The 17,685-nt window shown below is 38.6% G+C and carries 11 protein-coding genes and 1 riboswitch; of the genes, 9 read left to right on the top strand and 2 right to left on the bottom strand.

Annotation, left to right across the window (positions count from 1 at the left end; genetic code table 11):
• Positions 1-742: 742 nt before the first annotated feature.
• The 7 genes from J2Z32_RS01355 (at position 743) to J2Z32_RS01325 (ending at position 11,951) form a co-directional block, all read left to right on the top strand.
• Positions 743-1,627 carry an ABC transporter permease gene (locus tag J2Z32_RS01355; RefSeq protein WP_245251074.1) on the top strand — a complete coding sequence of 295 codons (885 nt, stop codon included), beginning with the start codon at positions 743-745 and terminating at the stop codon, positions 1,625-1,627.
• 4 nt (positions 1,628-1,631) lie between these two features.
• A complete protein-coding gene (locus J2Z32_RS01350; RefSeq protein WP_210087329.1) occupies positions 1,632-2,531 on the top strand; it encodes a carbohydrate ABC transporter permease in 900 nt (299 codons plus the stop codon).
• Positions 2,532-2,597: 66 nt separating this feature from the next.
• Positions 2,598-4,220 carry a type 2 periplasmic-binding domain-containing protein gene (locus J2Z32_RS01345; RefSeq protein WP_210087328.1) on the top strand — a complete coding sequence of 541 codons (1,623 nt, stop codon included), beginning with the start codon at positions 2,598-2,600 and terminating at the stop codon, positions 4,218-4,220.
• Between the two features lie 275 nt (positions 4,221-4,495).
• Complete coding sequence (locus J2Z32_RS01340; protein WP_210087327.1) at positions 4,496-5,485, top strand: LacI family DNA-binding transcriptional regulator; 990 nt, start codon at positions 4,496-4,498, stop codon at positions 5,483-5,485.
• Positions 5,486-5,531: 46 nt separating this feature from the next.
• The gene (locus tag J2Z32_RS01335) at positions 5,532-6,293 is read left to right on the top strand and encodes an alpha/beta hydrolase (protein WP_210087326.1); all 762 of its coding nucleotides are present in this window, start codon (positions 5,532-5,534) and stop codon (positions 6,291-6,293) included.
• 149 nt (positions 6,294-6,442) lie between these two features.
• The gene (gene bglX, locus J2Z32_RS01330) at positions 6,443-8,569 is read left to right on the top strand and encodes a beta-glucosidase BglX (RefSeq protein ID WP_210087550.1); all 2,127 of its coding nucleotides are present in this window, start codon (positions 6,443-6,445) and stop codon (positions 8,567-8,569) included.
• A 34-nt stretch (positions 8,570-8,603) separates the two neighbouring features.
• A complete protein-coding gene (locus J2Z32_RS01325; protein WP_210087325.1) occupies positions 8,604-11,951 on the top strand; it encodes a GH36-type glycosyl hydrolase domain-containing protein in 3,348 nt (1,115 codons plus the stop codon).
• 136 nt (positions 11,952-12,087) lie between these two features.
• On the opposite strand, the gene J2Z32_RS01320 is transcribed toward J2Z32_RS01325, so the two are convergent.
• Positions 12,088-12,735, bottom strand: coding sequence for a pentapeptide repeat-containing protein (locus J2Z32_RS01320; RefSeq protein ID WP_210087324.1), 648 nt, complete (start codon positions 12,733-12,735; stop codon positions 12,088-12,090).
• A 244-nt stretch (positions 12,736-12,979) separates the two neighbouring features.
• On the opposite strand from J2Z32_RS01320, the gene J2Z32_RS01315 reads away from it, so the two are divergent.
• The gene (locus J2Z32_RS01315; RefSeq protein ID WP_210087323.1) at positions 12,980-13,504 is read left to right on the top strand and encodes a GNAT family N-acetyltransferase; all 525 of its coding nucleotides are present in this window, start codon (positions 12,980-12,982) and stop codon (positions 13,502-13,504) included.
• Between the two features lie 79 nt (positions 13,505-13,583).
• Here J2Z32_RS01315 and J2Z32_RS01310 read toward each other — a convergent pair whose 3' ends face one another.
• Positions 13,584-16,265: an S-layer homology domain-containing protein gene (locus J2Z32_RS01310; protein WP_210087322.1), complete on the bottom strand. Its 2,682-nt coding sequence runs from the start codon at positions 16,263-16,265 to the stop codon at positions 13,584-13,586.
• Positions 16,266-16,593: 328 nt separating this feature from the next.
• Positions 16,594-16,706, top strand: a riboswitch (glycine riboswitch).
• Between the two features lie 226 nt (positions 16,707-16,932).
• Here J2Z32_RS01310 and sdaAB point away from each other — a divergent pair.
• Positions 16,933-17,598 (top strand): L-serine ammonia-lyase, iron-sulfur-dependent subunit beta, encoded by a 666-nt coding sequence (gene sdaAB, locus J2Z32_RS01305; RefSeq protein WP_210087321.1) that lies wholly within the window; start codon positions 16,933-16,935, stop codon positions 17,596-17,598.
• Positions 17,599-17,685: the final 87 nt, after the last annotated feature.

Here is a 17,685-nt window from a genome sequence, read left to right as displayed (position 1 = left end):
TAGATAATAAATCTATTCTATGAATTAAAGGAAAAAATTGGTTGGTTACACTATAAATTTATGTATATTATAATAAATTTAAGCATAACCTACACTGCGATAAAAGCCATAAATATAAGAAAAGTAATACGGGCTTAATCTTAAACTTGGTGCTTGACAATAGGCAAACGAAGCGGAGGAGCAGAGAGATGGTGGAAAAGCGATAGTGGCCGCCTTTAAAGTCCCACTTTTATCAATTCAAGAAAAGTTATAAAAAAAGTGGGACTTTAACAGCGGTTGAAACCACTCTCTGCTACGTAGCCTCCCACACCAAAGATTGTCAAGCACTGATTAATATGTTGAGCCATAATAGGAATATGATTTTAACAACAATCGTAAGAACGCTCTGGAGCGTAGCTACCAGCCTATAAAAAATAATTTATAATTTTCTCCAAAGGGTGTTGAAATCGCTACCAAAGGAGGATATAATAAATTCATCGAAACGTTACGATTTTGAAAAGCACTTTTAATTCATATCCAAAGTGTTCCCCCATTGTAAAGATGTCCTATTCATTTTAAAAAATAGGATAATTAACTTACATCATTATCGAAACGTTTCGATATTAAACATAATGGGTACATGAGATATGAAGTCATGAGTAGAGCGAGGGGATGTCAATTGAAACTTGAGGCCGGAAGTGTGGCAAGTCAGTCAACTAACAGCAGGTTTCAGCAATTGCTAAAGAACATATGGAAGAACAGAATGGTCTACACACTTATTCTCCCTGGATTAGTTTGGTTATTCCTATTTGCTTATATGCCGATGGGAGGTCTTTCTTTAGCATTTAAGGATTTTAAAGCCAATTTAGGAATTTGGGGAAGCCCATGGGTTGGATTTGAAAATTTTTCTTATGTATTTCGTGATCCAGCTTTTCTTAACGCTGTATGGAGAACTTTAATTATTAATATTGGTAAACTGATTATTCAGTTCCCGTTCCCAATTATACTAGCTTTAATGATTAATGAATTGCGAATGAGAAGGTACAAAAAAGCACTACAAACCGTGTTTACCTTTCCTCAGTTTTTATCTTGGATTGTCGTTTCAGGTGTCGTTATTAACGTTCTTTCCTACGACGGTTTAGTGAACAGTTTTCTTCATTTAATTGGATTGCCAACCATTAATTTCTTAGGTTCAGAAAGCTTATTTGTTCCAATGCTGTATATTACAGATATTTGGAAATCAGCAGGATGGGGCGCAATTATTTATATGGCTGCCATTTCGGGGATTGACATGGATCAATATGAATCAGCTCAAATTGACGGTGCAACAAGATTGCAACAAATTTTTCGAATTACATTACCGAACATTATGCCAACGATTATGATTATGTTTATTTTAAACGTAGGTGGTCTAATGTCAGCAGGATTTGATCAAATTTTCAACTTAGCAAATGCAGCAACCCAAAATGTTTCTGAAGTGCTTGATGTATATATTTATCGTATTACATTCCAGTCTTCCACTGATTTCTCTTTCTCTACAGCTGTCAGCTTATTCCGTTCTATTGTGAACATGGTGTTATTGATTTTAGCTGATCGTGCCGCAAAATTAATGGGTGGAGATGGATTGTTTGGAAGGAAAGGAGATTAGGCATATGAGTAAGCCAAAAAAGGTAAAAAAGTTTGGCGTTCATAAAATGACGACAATTGATTATGTGATCTTTATAATACTGACATTAGGCGCATTAGCTATCCTAATTCCGTTTTGGAATGTAATTATGGTGTCCTTTTCTACACAAAAAGAGTTCGCGGATAATCCAATGATGATGTTTCCTAAAAACCCAACGTTAGATTCCTATAAAAGGTTGTTTTCGGATGGACGCATCGGAACTGGTTATTTAAATACATTGATGCTTTTGTTCTTTGGATTGCCATTAAGCATGTTCCTTACAACAAGCATGGGATACGGGTTAAGTAGAAATAAATTTCCTGGGAAAAAGCTAATCTTTTATCTTGTTGTATTTACCATGATTTTTAATGGTGGGATTGTTCCACTTTACTTGGTGATGAAAGATTTGCATTTAACCGGAAGCTTATGGTCGGTCATATTGGCAGGGGGATTTAGTGCCTTTAACCTCATTATTATGTCTAATTACTTTAGTAGCGTACCAGAATCGTTAATGGAATCAGCAAGGCTTGATGGTGCTGGTGAGTGGAAAATATTATTTAAAGTTGTTTTGCCACTGTCGATGCCTATTGTAGCAACAATTACGTTGTTTTATGGCGTTGCCTTCTGGAATGGATGGTACGAGGCGATGATCTTCTTACGTAAAGCAGATCAAATGCCACTTCAAAATGTGCTACGTACTATTATTGTTGAATCTGATGTTACCTCTGCGAACTCAAGTAGTCTTGCAGCGGGGGGCAAGCAAAGCTTTTCAATGGGGATGAAGATGGCCGCGGTATTTGTGACGATGTTGCCAATTATGTGTTTCTTCCCACTATTACAAAAGCATTTTGCTAAAGGGGTATTAACAGGTGCTATTAAAGCATAGTTCCTGATTTATACATGCAAAACGTAACACGCACCACAAGTAATATCATAAATAGGGAGGTTCATTATGAAAAAGAAAAAGACAGTTAGATCCATTTTGGCACTGGCACTTTGTTTTACAATGGTATTTGTAACAGCTTGCTCAAGTTCCAATGAGGGGAAGTCAAGTGGCAATTCAAGCAGTAACACATCTGCTGGTAACCCAACTGATGGTTACAAGGATAAGCTGAAAATTTCATACGGCAGCATTGTCAAGACAGAAGCTAAGGATTTTGATAATCCGTTTCATAAATATTTTACAGAGAAGTTCAACATGGAATGGGACTACAACTATGTAGAGTGGGATTCTTGGGCTGAAAAATTGCGCTTATGGATTAACTCTGGTGACTTGCCTGATGTAGCAAGCTGGAACTACGTACATGGTGATGCGATTAATTATATTGATCAAGGCTTGTTATATAAGCTACCTGATAATTGGAAAGAGCGTTGGCCGAAGGTTGCAGCTGCTTACAAGCAGACCGGGTTAGGGGAGCAACTTGAAAAACTAGTAGGTGGTACTTATGTGTTGCCACGTCCTGTTTATAATGAGAATAAGCCAGCAGATCCGTTAATGAACCAAATTGGGGTAATTGCACTTCGCAAAGACTGGGCTAAAGAGGTTGGCTTTGAATTAAAGGATGCTTATACGACAACTGAACTTATGAAATTTGCTGAATTATTAAAGGAAAAAGACCCAGGCAAGGTAGGCAACAAGTTGATTCCAATTGCTTATGATATTAATGATGCTTTAACTAATATCGTGATGGCAAATAGTGCACATTCTCGTGTAGAATCTGCATTCTATAAGGGGGATGATGGTAAATACCACTGGGGACCGGCTGATGAGAGCACTCTAGTAGGTTTAAAAGAGCTTCAACAGGCTTATAAGGATAAATTGTTGCATCCTGAGTTTTACACATGGAAAAATGGTGAAGCAAATCAGAAGTTTACAGTTAATGGTGTAGCCGGAATTACAAGCTTAGGTGGACTTGCATCTTACAGACGTGATATGGATGAGAAGATGAAAACTAACCTTGGTGTAAATAGTGATGATCTTGTGCATACCGCAATCGTACTTGGAGAAGATGGAAAATATCGTAACTTGGAGCAGGCTAATTTCTGGTCAGCAGTTATTTTCTCTCCAGAGATTACTCAAGAGAAATTTGAACGTATAATGGACTTTATGGAATATACAACAAGTGGCGAAGGCAATATGATTGTGAACATGGGCTTTGAAGGTACAGACTGGAAGTATGGTGCAAACAAAGAAATCGAAAATTTACTTCCTGAAGGTACAACTTTAGATAAAAAATATCCAAATCGTTTTGAAGGCTTGTATGTGCTTGGTGATGACTTCAGTATTGTAAACCCTGCAATTAAGAAGGAATATCGCGATCGTTCTGTAGATTTGTATAAATTAAAAGCAGAATACGCAACGAAAGACCATGCTTATGCAACTTATGATTGGGATTATCAGTTGTATGATTCTAAAGCTAAAAATCAAGCTTCCTTTGATTATGCTACAGAATATACAAACCTAATTATTCAACCAGGTGATCTTGAAGCAAATTGGAAAGCATGGATAAAAAGTAAAGAAGCTTTAGTAAATCCAGTATTAGATGAATTGAATGAGAAGTTTGCTAATAAATAAGGCGGATAGCCTGTAGCTCTCTATCATTACAATTTTTAACGGAGCTATCCTATTCACTTAAGAAAGGGTGTAAATAGGGTAGCTTTATGTTTAAAAACATGATCATACCAAGCGAAAAGAAATATACAATTTTAATAAAAGAGTATTGAAATCGCTATCAATCAAAGCTATAATAAATTTATCGAAACGTTTCGAATTGATTGCTTTTACTAGCTTTATCATGAGAAGACGTTGAGTTACTGAATCTTGTAAAGTTGAAATGAGGGAATGTTAGGGTGGCAACGATAAAGGATGTGGCGAAACTTGCGGGGGTTGCACTATCGACTGCGTCTTATGCGCTAAATGGGGATAGTAAAGTTAGCGCCAAAACAAGAGCAAAGGTCGTAGAGGCAGCTAGACAATTAAATTATCGCAAAAATGGAATCGCTATGGATTTGAAGCGTAGCCAGACTAATACAATTGCTCTAATTTTAACAGATATGTCAGGACCGTATTACTCAGAATTGATTCATAGTGTGCAGGAGGTTGCAATTTCCAATGGCTATGATCTAATTGCTTGTAGCTCAATGGGAGGTAGAGACTCCACCGCAGTCAAATTTTTGCGTGAAAAAAGAGTAGATGGAGCGATTGTGTTAGCTTCCAACATCAATAATGAAGTATTAATTGAAGCGGCAGAGCAAGGTTTTCCCATCATTGTGATGGATCGTGAAATTAACAGTGATTTTTTAGTTAGTGTACTCGTAGATGGTGAACAAGGTGGATACGTAGCTACACGTTATTTGATTGACCATGGTCATAAACGTATTGCTTACATCAGTGGACCAGCCAATTCCTATGATAGCCAGTTACGTTATCAGGGCTACCTACGCGCAATGGCAGAAGCTGGACTTGAGGAACAATCCAAATGGCGCTTAAATGGTAATTTTGTACGTGAAGGTGGGTATAGTGCCACCAAGATGATCATTATGCAAGGAGAATTGCCAAGTGCAATTTTTTATGGAAATGATGAAATGGCTGTTGGCGGAGTCAAGGCATTTCAAGAACAAGGGATCTCGATTCCTGAGCAGGTTTCAGTCATCGGATTTGATGATATTCAGCTCTCGGAATATTTATCTCCATCCTTAACGACAATTCGGCAACCGATGCATGAAGCGGGTTCACTCGCTGCACATTTATTGTTTCAGCGACTAAGTGGTGCAGACGTGAATCGTGAATATAAGCTTACAATTGAAATGATTGAACGAAATTCCGTTCGACAACTTTAATAAATAGTTTTAAATAGTAACGAACCAAGCAAGGGAGATGGAAGTATTGGCTTTGCTTCAGTGTCAGTTTTTTTCGCACACATTGAGCCTATCAAGCAGTATGAAAGTCCTTATCCCACAATCTTTGGCGGTATCCCGGGGCCATATGGGGAAATTACCAGTTTTATATTTGTTACATGGATTAAGTGCAGATCATACGGATTGGGTAAGACATTGCTCAATTGAACGATATGCAGAGGAAAAGGGACTTGTTGTTGTCATGCCAAATGTGGCACGAAGCTACTATATGGATATGAAGTACGGCTCACCTTATTTTACATTTCTAAGTGAAGAATTACCGGAAATCGTATGCTCCTTATTCCCCGTCTCCGATCGTAGAGAGGATACCTTTGCGGCAGGGATGTCAATGGGGGGTTATGGGGCAATGAAGCTAGGATTGCGTTGTCCAGAACGTTTTGCTGCTGTAGCAAGCTTGTCTGGTGGGCTTGATCTCGCAAGTAGAATGAATGGACCTAATAATTATCAATCACATGAGTTAATTGGTGTTTTTGGAGATGTGACCAGGTTAGCGGGTAGTGACGATGATTTGTTACATTTGTTAAACAAGCTGCAAAGCTATGAAGGAATAAAGCCAAAGCTGTTTCAATGCTGTGGAACCGAAGACTTTTTGTATAATGACAACCAGAACTTTAAAAATCGTGCTCAGGAATTAGGTATTGATTTGACCTATGAAGAAGGAACAGGTGTGCATGACTGGAATTATTGGGAGCCACAGATCAGACGGGTATTGGATTGGTTACCTTTATGATAATTTTGCGTACAACAAAATCGAAACGTTTCGATTGAGGGATGAGTGCTCAAAGATGAGTGAAATTCATTGTATATCTATAACTTTTTTATAAAATTGGAGGAAACGTATTCGTGAATCAACGGGGATTAGAGAAATTGTTGGCTGAAATGACGCTAGAGGATAAGGCAGCGCAAATGCTGCAGCTTGTTGGCTCTTATTTTGTAGGTGCAGAGGAAGATGGTGAAATAACGGGTCCCATGGAGTCATTGGGGATCTCTGAGGATGCGGTAAAGCAGGTTGGCTCGGAGCTTGGTTTGTCTGGTGCTGCTAAACTTATTGCTGTCCAACAGCATCACATGGCAAATGATAAATTAGCGATTCCCTTATTGTTCATGGCAGACATTATTCATGGATATAAAACGATATTCCCTATTCCGCTTGCCATTGGTTGTGCTTGGGATGTGGAGTTAGCAGAACAAAGTGCTGCCATTGCGGCGAAGGAATCTGCGGTGTCAGGGCTCCATGTTACCTTTGCACCGATGGTGGATTTGATTCGTGATCCTCGTTGGGGACGTGTTATGGAATCAACAGGGGAAGATCCTTATCTAAATAGCCTATATGCTACTGCTTTTGTGCGTGGCTTCCAAGGTGATGATCTGACTAATGATTTAAATCGTGTTGCAGCTTGTGTCAAGCATTTTGCGGCTTATGGCGCAGGCGAAGGTGGACGTGAGTACAACACCGTTGACTTATCTGAATGGCAGCTTAGAGAATATTATCTCCCTGCCTATAAGGCGGCGCTTGATGCTGGTGTGGAGCTTGTTATGACCTCCTTTAATACTGTACATGGTGTGCCTGCTACAGGTAATAAGAAACTTATGAGGGATTTGCTTCGTGATGAATGGGGATTTGAAGGTGTTTTAATTTCAGACTGGGCAGCTATTATGGAGCTAATTCCACATGGAATTGCTGAGGATGAGAAGGAAGCAGCACTTAAGGCGATTTTGGCTGGGGTAGATATTGAGATGATGACCTCATGTTACGTTAAATTTTTACCAGAGCTAGTGAGAAGTGGCGAAGTGGATGAAGCTTTAGTGGATGAAGCGGTTATGCGTATTTTGCAATTAAAAAATAAGCTAGGTCTGTTTGAAAATCCATTACGTGGTGCTAATCCAGAGCTAGAACAGGAAATTGTTTATTGTGAGGAACACCGTCAGGTTGCCCGTCAGCTTGCTTCTAAATCGCTGGTATTACTCAAAAATGACAATGTACTTCCGCTCTCAACGAGTCAGCACATCGCTTTAATTGGGCCTTTTGCTAACAGTAAGGATATTCTTGGCTCTTGGTCATGGCGAGGTGCAGAAGGTGACATTCATACCCTTGAGCAGGTGCTTAAGGAGAAGTTATCTACCGCTAATGTCAAGGTAGCCGCTTGTGAAGCTGTTCATGAAGTAACGGAAACAGAATTAGCTCAAGCGATTGAAGCTGCTAAATATGCAGATGTTATTGTTCTTGCACTTGGTGAAAGCTCCGAAATGAGTGGTGAAGGTGGAAGTCGTTCAGATATTAGGTTGCCTCAGGCTCAGCTTGAGCTTGTTCAAGCCTTACGCAAGTTAAATAAAGCAATGGTGACTTTGTTATTTAATGGACGCCCACTTGATTTGCATGGGGTGATTGAAGAATCCAGTGCAGTTTTAGAATGTTGGTTCCCTGGAAGTGAAGGTGCCACTGCAATTAGTGATGTGTTGTACGGTGATATGAATCCTTCTGGACGACTTAGCATGTCCTTCCCTTATGCATTAGGGCAAGTACCTGTGTATTATAACCATTTCCAGACGGGTCGCCCGATCAAAGCTTCAGAGCCTGACAATCGGTACACCTCTAAGTATTTGGACATTCCAAATGAACCTCTGTTTCCTTTTGGTTTTGGACTTAGCTATACCACCTTCAGTTATGGCGAGGTGACAATTTCTTCAGACCAGCTTACAAAGGAATCCTCCATTGAGGTAAAGGTTACAGTTACGAATACGGGGAGTTATGCAGGGGAAGAAGTTGTACAGTTATACATTCGAGATATTTCGGGTGAGGTTGTTAGACCGATGAAGGAATTAAAAGGTTTTAAAAAGCTAGAGCTTACAGTGGGAGAAAGCCAAGAGGTAACCTTTACCATTACAGAGAAGCAATTACGTTATCACCACTCTGATTTAAGCTTTAGCAGTGATACAGGACAGTTTGCTTTATTTGTGGGTAGCAACAGTCGAGATGTGGCAGAGAAACGTTTCAGACTTGTGTAGCTATGTACTATTTTGTGCTAGGAGTTGGGAGAAAATGAGTAGAATTAGTGAGCAGTTAATAAGCATATCAGCAGGAAAACTAAAGTTTGATTTTTTGCCAACAGGTGATTTATTTCAAGCAAAATTTAATGATGTAATGATAAATCAATGGCTTAGCAATCCCATTGATGGTTCAATGAATAACATTTATTTAAGATTCCATGACGGGGCAGAGATTACCGCTTATCCATTGCTAGGAATTCAGTCGCAAAGTGAAGTGTTCAAGACAGATAAAGCTATCATTTATCGTGGGAAAATTAACAATGTACAATATGAGGTTACTTTTAAGCTACAAGCGGCTGGAATTTGGTTCTGGGATGTACAATTGCAAGGAAGTAATGTTAACGTTGATGTTATTTACACCCAAGATATTGGAGTTGCAAATGCGGGTGCGGTAAGAAGTAATGAAGCGTATTTATCACAATATATTGATCATACCGTTTTACGTGATGAGAACTGGGGATATATCGTTTGCTCCAGACAAAATCAACCGCAAGGTGGCAAGTTTCCTTATATCCAGCAAGGGTCCTTAACAAAAGCAGTTGGTTATTCTACAGATGGCTTCCAATTTTTTGGCTTAAATTATAAAGAAACCAACGAACCTATTGCTTTATCTAGTGAAAATTTAGCAAATGAAGTGTACCAATATGAGATGGCGTATACAGCACTTCAATCTCAAAAAATCCAGCTAAACGGTGAGGCGCAGTTTCTCTTTTATGGTTTAGTAAAAGAAGATCACCCTACAGCCATCACCACTTTGGAATTTAGGGATGATATCAAGCAAGCCTATGCCGCAGACTTACCTACGCAGGGACAACAAGCTGAATCCATTGCATCGCTAACTAGAAATGAAAAAATCGGTAAGCCAATATATGCTGAAACGCTGACCAGAGCTGAAATTGATACTCTTTTCCCTGAACGTTATCAGGAGGAGTGGGATGGGGATGACTTATTAGCTTTCTTTACACCAACATATGAGCATGTTGTATTGAAGAAAAAGGAGCTTAAGGTTGAGCGTCCACATGGTCATATTTTAATGAGTGGGAATCAAGTTGAACTAGGTACGCCTGTCATTACGACCAGTGCTTACATGTATGGTATTTTTAACTCGCAACTTGTCATAGGCAATACCAATTTCAATAAAATGAGCACAAATGCTAGAAATGCGTTAAACGTGCCAAAAACAGCAGGACAACGTATTTATGTGGAGCAAGCGGGAGTATATCATTTGCTGACCATGCCATCCCTTTTTGAAATCGGGTTTAACTATGTACGTTGGTACTATAAAATGCAGGACGATACGATCGTGATTACAAATTATGCCGCACTAGATGCACCGGAGCTTACGTTACAGGTGGCTTCTACCTCTGGTAAAGCGTATCGTTACCTCGTTACTGACCAAATTACGATGAACGTTAATGAATATGAGTTACCTTATCAGATTAAACAAGATGGAAATACGATTACGTATCATGCAGACGAGTCTTCATTAAGTCGTCAAGCCTATCCAGATCTTGAATACCGCATAACTGTAACTGGCACTGACATGACGCTTGCAGATGAAAGTTTGTTCGTCACTGGGGTGCAAGCAGGCTCTGCTTCATTAACAGTGTTGAAGCTTGAATCAAGTCAAGACTGGACATTAAAGATACAAGGATTGCTTCATGGTGAAGAAATAACTCCTGCTAATAAGACAGTTAAAGAGGAAATTGCAGCGTATCGCGAATCTTTTGCTCAAATAATGAATGGCTTTAACCTTAGCTTAGACGGACATCAAGAGCAGGTATTTAAAGTGAATGCTTTGGCATGGTGGTACACACACAATATGCTTGTTCATTATGCTGTCCCACATGGCTTGGAGCAATACGGTGGAGCTGCATGGGGAACACGGGATGTATGCCAAGGTCCTGTAGAATATTTTATGGCTACACATCAATACAAGCAGGTGCGTGACATTTTGCTGAAGGTGTTCGAGCATCAGTTCCTAGAGGATGGCAATTGGCCGCAGTGGTTTATGTTTGATGAATATGCTTCAATACAGCAGGAAGAAAGTCATGGCGACATTATCGTATGGCCACTTAAGGTGCTAGGTGACTACTTGAACATTACACAAGACTACAGCATTTTAGAGGAAAAGGTTCCTTATACAAGCAAGCATGGCTTTACATTTACCGAGGAAAGCTACAGTATTTTGGAGCATGCTCAAAAGGAAATTTCATATATTAAAAATCACTTTTTACATGATACCCATTTATCTGCTTATGGTGATGGTGATTGGGATGATACGTTACAGCCTGCAAATGCACAGCTTAAGCAATATATGGTGAGTAGCTGGACCGTTTCATTAACCTACCAGACCCTACTGCAATTTTCAAAAGTAATGGAATCTGTAGATGCTGGGTATGCAAAAGTGCTTGGTGACATGGCAACAGGGATTAAAGCTGATTTCAATAAATATATGTTAGCTACTGAGGTGATTCCTGGCTTCCTTTATATGGAGCAACCCGATCAGGCTAAGCTTATGCTTCATCCACAGGATACAGAAACAGGGATTCAATATCGTCTCTTGCCGATGACAAGAAGTATGATCAGTGAGTTGTTAACGCCAGAGCAAGCTGAGGCACATTACCAGATCATTCGAGAGCATTTATTTTGCCCAGATGGGGTGAGATTGATGAATCGTCCTGCCCATTACGAGGGTGGCGTCAGCAATCATTTTAAACGTGCAGAGCAAGCGGCTAATTTTGGTCGTGAGGTTGGACTGCAATATGTTCATGCGCACATTCGTTTTGTCGAGGCGATGGCTAAGCTAGGAAAAGTAGATGAAGTATGGTCAGGGCTAGAGCGTATTAATCCAGTGGGCATACAAGATATTGTTCCTAATGCGGAATTGCGCCAAAGTAATACCTACTTTAGTAGTTCAGACGGTAAGTTTAATACACGATATACTGCGGAAGAACAATTTAATAAACTTCGGACCGGTGATGTGGCGGTAAAAGGGGGATGGCGTATATATTCTAGTGGCCCTGGAATTTATATGAACCAACTCATCAGCAACGCCTTAGGCATTCGTCAGCAGGGTGGCGATTTAATTATTGATCCTGTTTTGCCAAATGAGTTAAATGGCTTGAATTTTGAATTCGAATATGCCGGCAAACCGATCACATTTGTATATCATCTTGACCAAGATCAAAGTAAAAAAGGGCAAATTGTGATTAACGGGGAGCAGATGCAGGGTCAAACTGTAGGCAATGTATATCGCCAAGGCGGGGTTCGGATTGCAAGCCAAGACTTCGAGCGTGTGAGTCAGAAGCAAGGAAATATCGTGGAGATTTATATGTAATTGTAAAATTAACAGTAATATCAATCTTGTTGTAAAACATCAATAAGTATGACGAAAAGCAGCATCTAAAGGAGCTACTCCTCTGGATACTGCTTTTTTGTTACTTATTATATCTCATTAAAGCCTTAATTTGCTTTTATTCATTAATAATAAGTCCAAAAAGCTTAGCAAGAATATAGGCCTGCTCTCGCGAAATAATGCAACCTTTCAAATCATCCACACCTACGTTTAATCCATCAAACTCACAATTACTTAAATCGATGCCTTCTAGCTTCGTGCCAGAAAAATGAACTAAATTAAGGTTAGAACGGGAAAATTCTGTTTTCTGTAATTTGGAAAAGCTAAAGTCAGCCTTGCATAATGAACTCTCTTGAAGGATAACTTGTTTTGTATCTGAAAATCTGAAATTTGCATAATCTGCAATACAATGATCAAATAAAACATTCCTTATCGTAGCACCTGCAAAATTCGTCCCCACCAATTTACAACCCTCAAACTTGGTTCGATGGATAATAGCATCACTGAAATCAACATTTGATAGATCGCATTTTTCAAAAATGACATCAGTAAGCTCCACCTTCGTCAGTAACGTATCAGTGAACGTTACATTTTGAAATATCACTTTATCAAAGGTAAGCTTGTTGGTGTTTTGATTTTCAACTACACATTCTTTATAAATTTTCATTTCAAAAAGGTCTTCGGATTGTAGGTCTAGTTGTGTGAAGACATGTAATTCATCCTCAATTATTTTGGGCGACTCTAATTTTAGTGGCTTTTTATTCATATTTGTTGCAGTTCCCTTCACCGTTATTATCGATCAGAACCTCTGTTCTTATTATAGCTAACAGTTAGGAATGAGAAAAGCATTCTTCAAATTTCAAATATAGACTACAAGTCTTTACAAGCCTGTGCAAGTCTCGGCAATCCTCTTCTTAAGCTGTGTAATTCTAGCTGTTTTACCTCTAACTGTTGTAGCTAAAATAAATAACTTAAGCTATACTTACAAAAAAATAATTCTTCTTAAGGAGATGGGTAAGCTGGATAAGCAATTTATAGTCATTGAGCAGGTTAATGAAATTTCCCAATATATCGATGAGCTTGATCATCTCCTTATACAGGTTGTGGAGGACGGAGCTTCGGTTGGATTTTTACCGCCATTGTCGCCTGAGGAGGCTAGAAGCTATTGGCTAAATGTTTTAAACGAGGATACGAAGCTTTGGGTAGCCAAAATGCAAAATGAAATTGTAGGTACGATCCAGCTTCAACTGTGTAATAAAGCCAATGGTAGACATCGTGCAGAAATTGCCAAGCTGATGACCTCGCCACGACATCGACGCACTGGGGTAGGTCGTTCCCTAATGCAAATTGCAGAAGAGGCTGCTGTGCTGGATCAACGTTCACTTTTAGTGCTAGATACTAGACAAGGAGATCCTTCTAATCTACTATACCAATCCCTTGGCTACGAACAAGCAGGAGTGATTCCTTTGTATGCCCAATCTGCCAATGGTCAACTTCATTCTACCGTTTTTTACTATAAAGTTTGTGGAAAGTAAAAAACGCAGTTCCAAAACAGTGATAACTGTTAGGCAACTGCGTAATTTGGATCGAGTGTTCTAAATGTTACGGTTGAGGTTAAAGTTCTTTCACTTTTTCAGAAAATGTGATCATTGTTAAATGAGCTTGAATACGTGTAAGTTCTTCTATTGTTAAAGGGGCAGTAGGGCTTACTTTGTAATTTCTGCCGGTAATGTAGCTAATATCGACCTTGCTCCCCACGGCGGCATAAGGCGTGTTTGGTATAGGAAGCTTAGTGTAGTCAGTGAAATCAATAATAGACCATTCTGCCTCTCCATCTACTTTAGCAAGAATAATACGTTCTTGTGCATTTTCCGTCCATAAATACTGTGTATCGCTAGGTGAAAAATTTAAATCTAGCGTTGTATAACCTGAACCTCTGAATAACAACGAAAATTGAGCTTGTTCATTTCCAGATCCGATTTGTGCTTCATAAATTTGTGCAAGCTGATCTACAGTAACTATGCTGATTTCTGAGCTCTTTGGCAGTTGATCAACAAAATCTAACCAAATATTTTTTAAATGATGATTACTAAATAAAGAATTTGTATCCAATATTATCGAAAGGTAATTAATCGAGTTAAGCTCTCGATATGGGTTATTGATGTATTGTCCTGCGGTATGCAACTGGGGGATTGCATTTGTTTTGGTTACAAGAGGATCACCTGGATTTATCGTCCAACGTGATGAATTTTCTGTATATCTTGAGCCGATTGGATCAATGGTCATCGTATTCATAAAGAGCGTACCACTGTTATCTGATGTACCTTGTGCTGGTACAAGAGTATTATTTATATGTGACCAATATGGCATAAGAGGAGAGCCTTCACTATAAACATCATTTACGTTATATTGTGTTGCTGATGTCCCCATAAATGAAGTGATTTGAAACTTTTCTTTTAGCCAATTTGCTTGCTCTGGATTAATACTATATGTTGATAATGATTTTGGACGATATTGCTCAGGAATACTTTCTAGAATTGACGGATCATCGTAATTGACAGGTTGATGCAAATGATTTAGAGTATTGTAACGGTACATATATAGCCAATAATGCATTTCATCTTGCCATGACTGAAGTGTATGTAAGTTGTTAGGATAAGTAGCTAAGATTCCAATTTCATCACCAAAGGTGTCCACATATTGTATAACCTCGGCTAGTGCTGAACGAGAGTCATCATTAAATACAAAATCATTATCAATCGCCCATGTTACTTTTAGACTTGGATCAACCTTTGATAATAGCTCTCTCATTTCGATTATTTGCTCTTTTGTGGTAGCTTGAGAATTTTTACCATACAACGCAATAGATACAGCAAAAAATTGTTGTTTCCTATCTCCAGGAATGACGATAAGCTTGGACTCTGAAGTAAGATTTGTTTTAGTTGCTAATGAGGTTACATGTAGCTTTAATGGAATCGTTGAACCAATACTAGGAATGAGGTGTAGATTAGCAATTTTCCCATCTTGATCAAACACTTGTGTATCGTCTTCAATGGTAACCTGGAGATCATGTGGTAATTTATAGTTTGGAATGAGATTTGATTCGTCATCCAAGTATTGATACTCACTTTTCCAAGCTAAAGGATTTAATGCCGCTGCTTGATAAATATTTTGTGTATTTAGGCGTACAGCACTTATCGTAACAGGTTTAGTTTCAATGGGTGATGTTGCGTTGGCATTTATTTTTCCTTTTACATCTGTAATCTGTAATTCAACTAATACTGATTCCCCCATAGTTGGAAGCTTGTCCTCTTGCTTAATGCAACCATCCTCTTTAAAAACTCCTAGATTATCTGTAAAGGTTATTTTTAAATGTGAAGCTAGTGTAGAAGATGGGGTAACCTTACGACCTTTATTATAAAACTGATACGTAAGTTGATAATTTTGATTATTCTGATTTAGATCAATTGTGTCCCCTACAATCCTAAGCTCATCAAAATCAAAAGAACGCGCTGGTTCTGAATCTGAAACAGGCACTGACGGCTTAGGTGTTGAAGGGTTCGTAGTATTAGATATTACATTCTCTTCTTTTTTAACGGCAGTTTCCTTTGTTTCAGCAGTGTTCAACGCCGTTTTAGTTTTATCAATTAAGCGTTGAGCATTATCCTTTAAATCTTTACCAGCCTCCCAAATGCGATAGGCGACCATAGCTGCTTCCTGCCGCTGAATTGGCTCCTTTGGCTTAAAGTTATTGTCATTGTCCCCTTGCATGAGGTTTAATTGTTCCATCAACCATACACTTGTGCGGGCATATGATGAGATATCTGATTGATCCCTAAAACGGGATAATTGGTTCACATGATCAATTTGTTCAACTTCAGGTTCAACGCCTAAATATCTTGCATACCAGACCGCAACATCTTGCCTAATCATATTTTTTTTGGAACCAAATAAATCATTAGTAAAGCCAGTAGTAATTTTTCCTTCATACAAAGTATTTATATATGGAGCACTCCAGGTTGGCACATCCTTGAATGGGGATGAAGTCATATTTTTTGTATTTAAATTTAAGGTTCTTACAAAAATAGTTGCCCATTCTTGGCGGGTTATATCATTTCTAGGTCTAAACGTATGATCCTCATACCCTTGAATGATTTGATTTTGTGCTAAAATTGAAATTGCTTCCTTGGCATAGGATTGCTGTATATCTTTAAATGAATCATCTGCATAAACTAAAGCAGTAGTGATGGGAATGCACAAGATAAGAAATGTGAAAACAAAGGAAAATTTTTTCATGTAGAAGCCCCTCTATAATCTTTAAATAAATGTTTCCCTAAATAAAAAAGACAAGTTTGGAAAAATACATACGATAATGTTCAAATTTGACCTGTTTTTGGTGATGCACCTCCTTACATGTAATTAATATTATTAGTGATTAGCATCATGGGTGATTAGTATCAATATCGGTAAAATTGGAAGAGAGATAAATAATGAAAGTAAAAAAACAATGAATCTAACACAAATCTGACATCAAAAAAATTTTTAATTATTTTATGTAAGAATTATTGACATTTAATACAATTGATTTAATATGATGATATATGATTCATTATAGGTAAAACGGATGACGATATTGGGAGAGATCGATCCATTTGTATGGAAGACACCGAAGGAGCAAATGCGGGTATAGCAAGCCATAGCATGAATCTCTCAGGTTTAAGGGACCAATATCTGACGTAACTCTGGAGAGCGCATGAAAAAGCCACCAAAGGGGTAACATGTATGTACAAATCGTGCATTACTACATTAAACTCTCAGGTACAAGGACAGGGGAAAGGCTAATCACCTTTACCTTGTCTTTTTTATTGCCTTCGTTAAAACGGTAGTTGGGTAAAGAGTTAAAGTGTGTTATCGGTCATTTGGTACGCAGTGTATATACAGTATAGAGAGTGGAGAGAGTGATATGAGGTTTAAAAGTGTATTTTCTATTATTGGTCCCGCGATGATTGGACCATCCAGCTCTCATACGGCAGGAGCAGTGAGAATTGGACGTTTTGCGAGACGACTGTTAGGAGAACAGCCTACACAAGCCACTATTTGTTTTTATGGGTCCTTTGCCGAAACCTTTAAAGGTCATGGAACTGATTTAGCGGTTATGGGTGGAATTTTGGACTATAATACAGATGATGAAAAAATTCGTGATTCATTACATCAAGCACAATTGTTAGGCATGAAGGTTACGTTTAGTACAGCAACTGCGGCAGATTGTCATCCTAACACTGTTAAAATTACATTAAAAAGTCAAGAGCAGCAAATTGAAGTCGTGGGTGCTTCTATTGGTGGTGGCACGATTGTTATTCAAAAAATTAATGGCTTTGATATTAAATGTACGGGGGAGCTTCCCGCTTTAGTGATCCACCATGATGATTACCCAGGTGTGCTTGCAAGTATTACAACAAGTCTTCATCAGCGTAATATTAATATTGGTTTTATTACAACGGACCGCACAGGGAGAACTGCAAAGGCACTTACAGTTGTAGAAACTGATGATAGCTTATCACCTGATGTATGCCAGTGGTTAGCCAATTTACCACACGTAAATCAAGTGGCTTTAGTTGATTTAACATAAGAGGCATAAATAATTTGCTAATATTATGGATCAACTTAGAAATTAGTGGTTGAGAGGAAACAAAGATAGCGAAGGGGTAGAGGGATG

Source organism: Paenibacillus turicensis, from assembly GCF_017873435.1.
Lineage (GTDB): Bacteria > Bacillota > Bacilli > Paenibacillales > Paenibacillaceae > Fontibacillus > Fontibacillus turicensis.
The sequence above is the reverse complement of the archived record's forward strand: the minus strand, read 5'-3'. Positions and strand labels throughout refer to the sequence as shown.

Excerpts from the sequence above, each read along its gene's own strand:
- J2Z32_RS01345 (WP_210087328.1), top strand. The coding sequence starts at position 2,598 with ATGAAAAAGAAAAAGACAGTTAGATCCATTTTGGCACTGGCACTTTGT.
- J2Z32_RS01310 (WP_210087322.1), bottom strand. The coding sequence starts at position 16,265 with ATGAAAAAATTTTCCTTTGTTTTCACATTTCTTATCTTGTGCATTCCC.
- J2Z32_RS01350 (WP_210087329.1), top strand. The coding sequence starts at position 1,632 with ATGAGTAAGCCAAAAAAGGTAAAAAAGTTTGGCGTTCATAAAATGACG.
- J2Z32_RS01325 (WP_210087325.1), top strand. The coding sequence starts at position 8,604 with ATGAGTAGAATTAGTGAGCAGTTAATAAGCATATCAGCAGGAAAACTA.
- bglX (WP_210087550.1), top strand. The coding sequence starts at position 6,443 with ATGACGCTAGAGGATAAGGCAGCGCAAATGCTGCAGCTTGTTGGCTCT.
- J2Z32_RS01355 (WP_245251074.1), top strand. The coding sequence starts at position 743 with ATGGTCTACACACTTATTCTCCCTGGATTAGTTTGGTTATTCCTATTT.
- sdaAB (WP_210087321.1), top strand. The coding sequence starts at position 16,933 with ATGAGGTTTAAAAGTGTATTTTCTATTATTGGTCCCGCGATGATTGGA.
- J2Z32_RS01315 (WP_210087323.1), top strand. The coding sequence starts at position 12,980 with ATGGGTAAGCTGGATAAGCAATTTATAGTCATTGAGCAGGTTAATGAA.
- J2Z32_RS01320 (WP_210087324.1), bottom strand. The coding sequence starts at position 12,735 with ATGAATAAAAAGCCACTAAAATTAGAGTCGCCCAAAATAATTGAGGAT.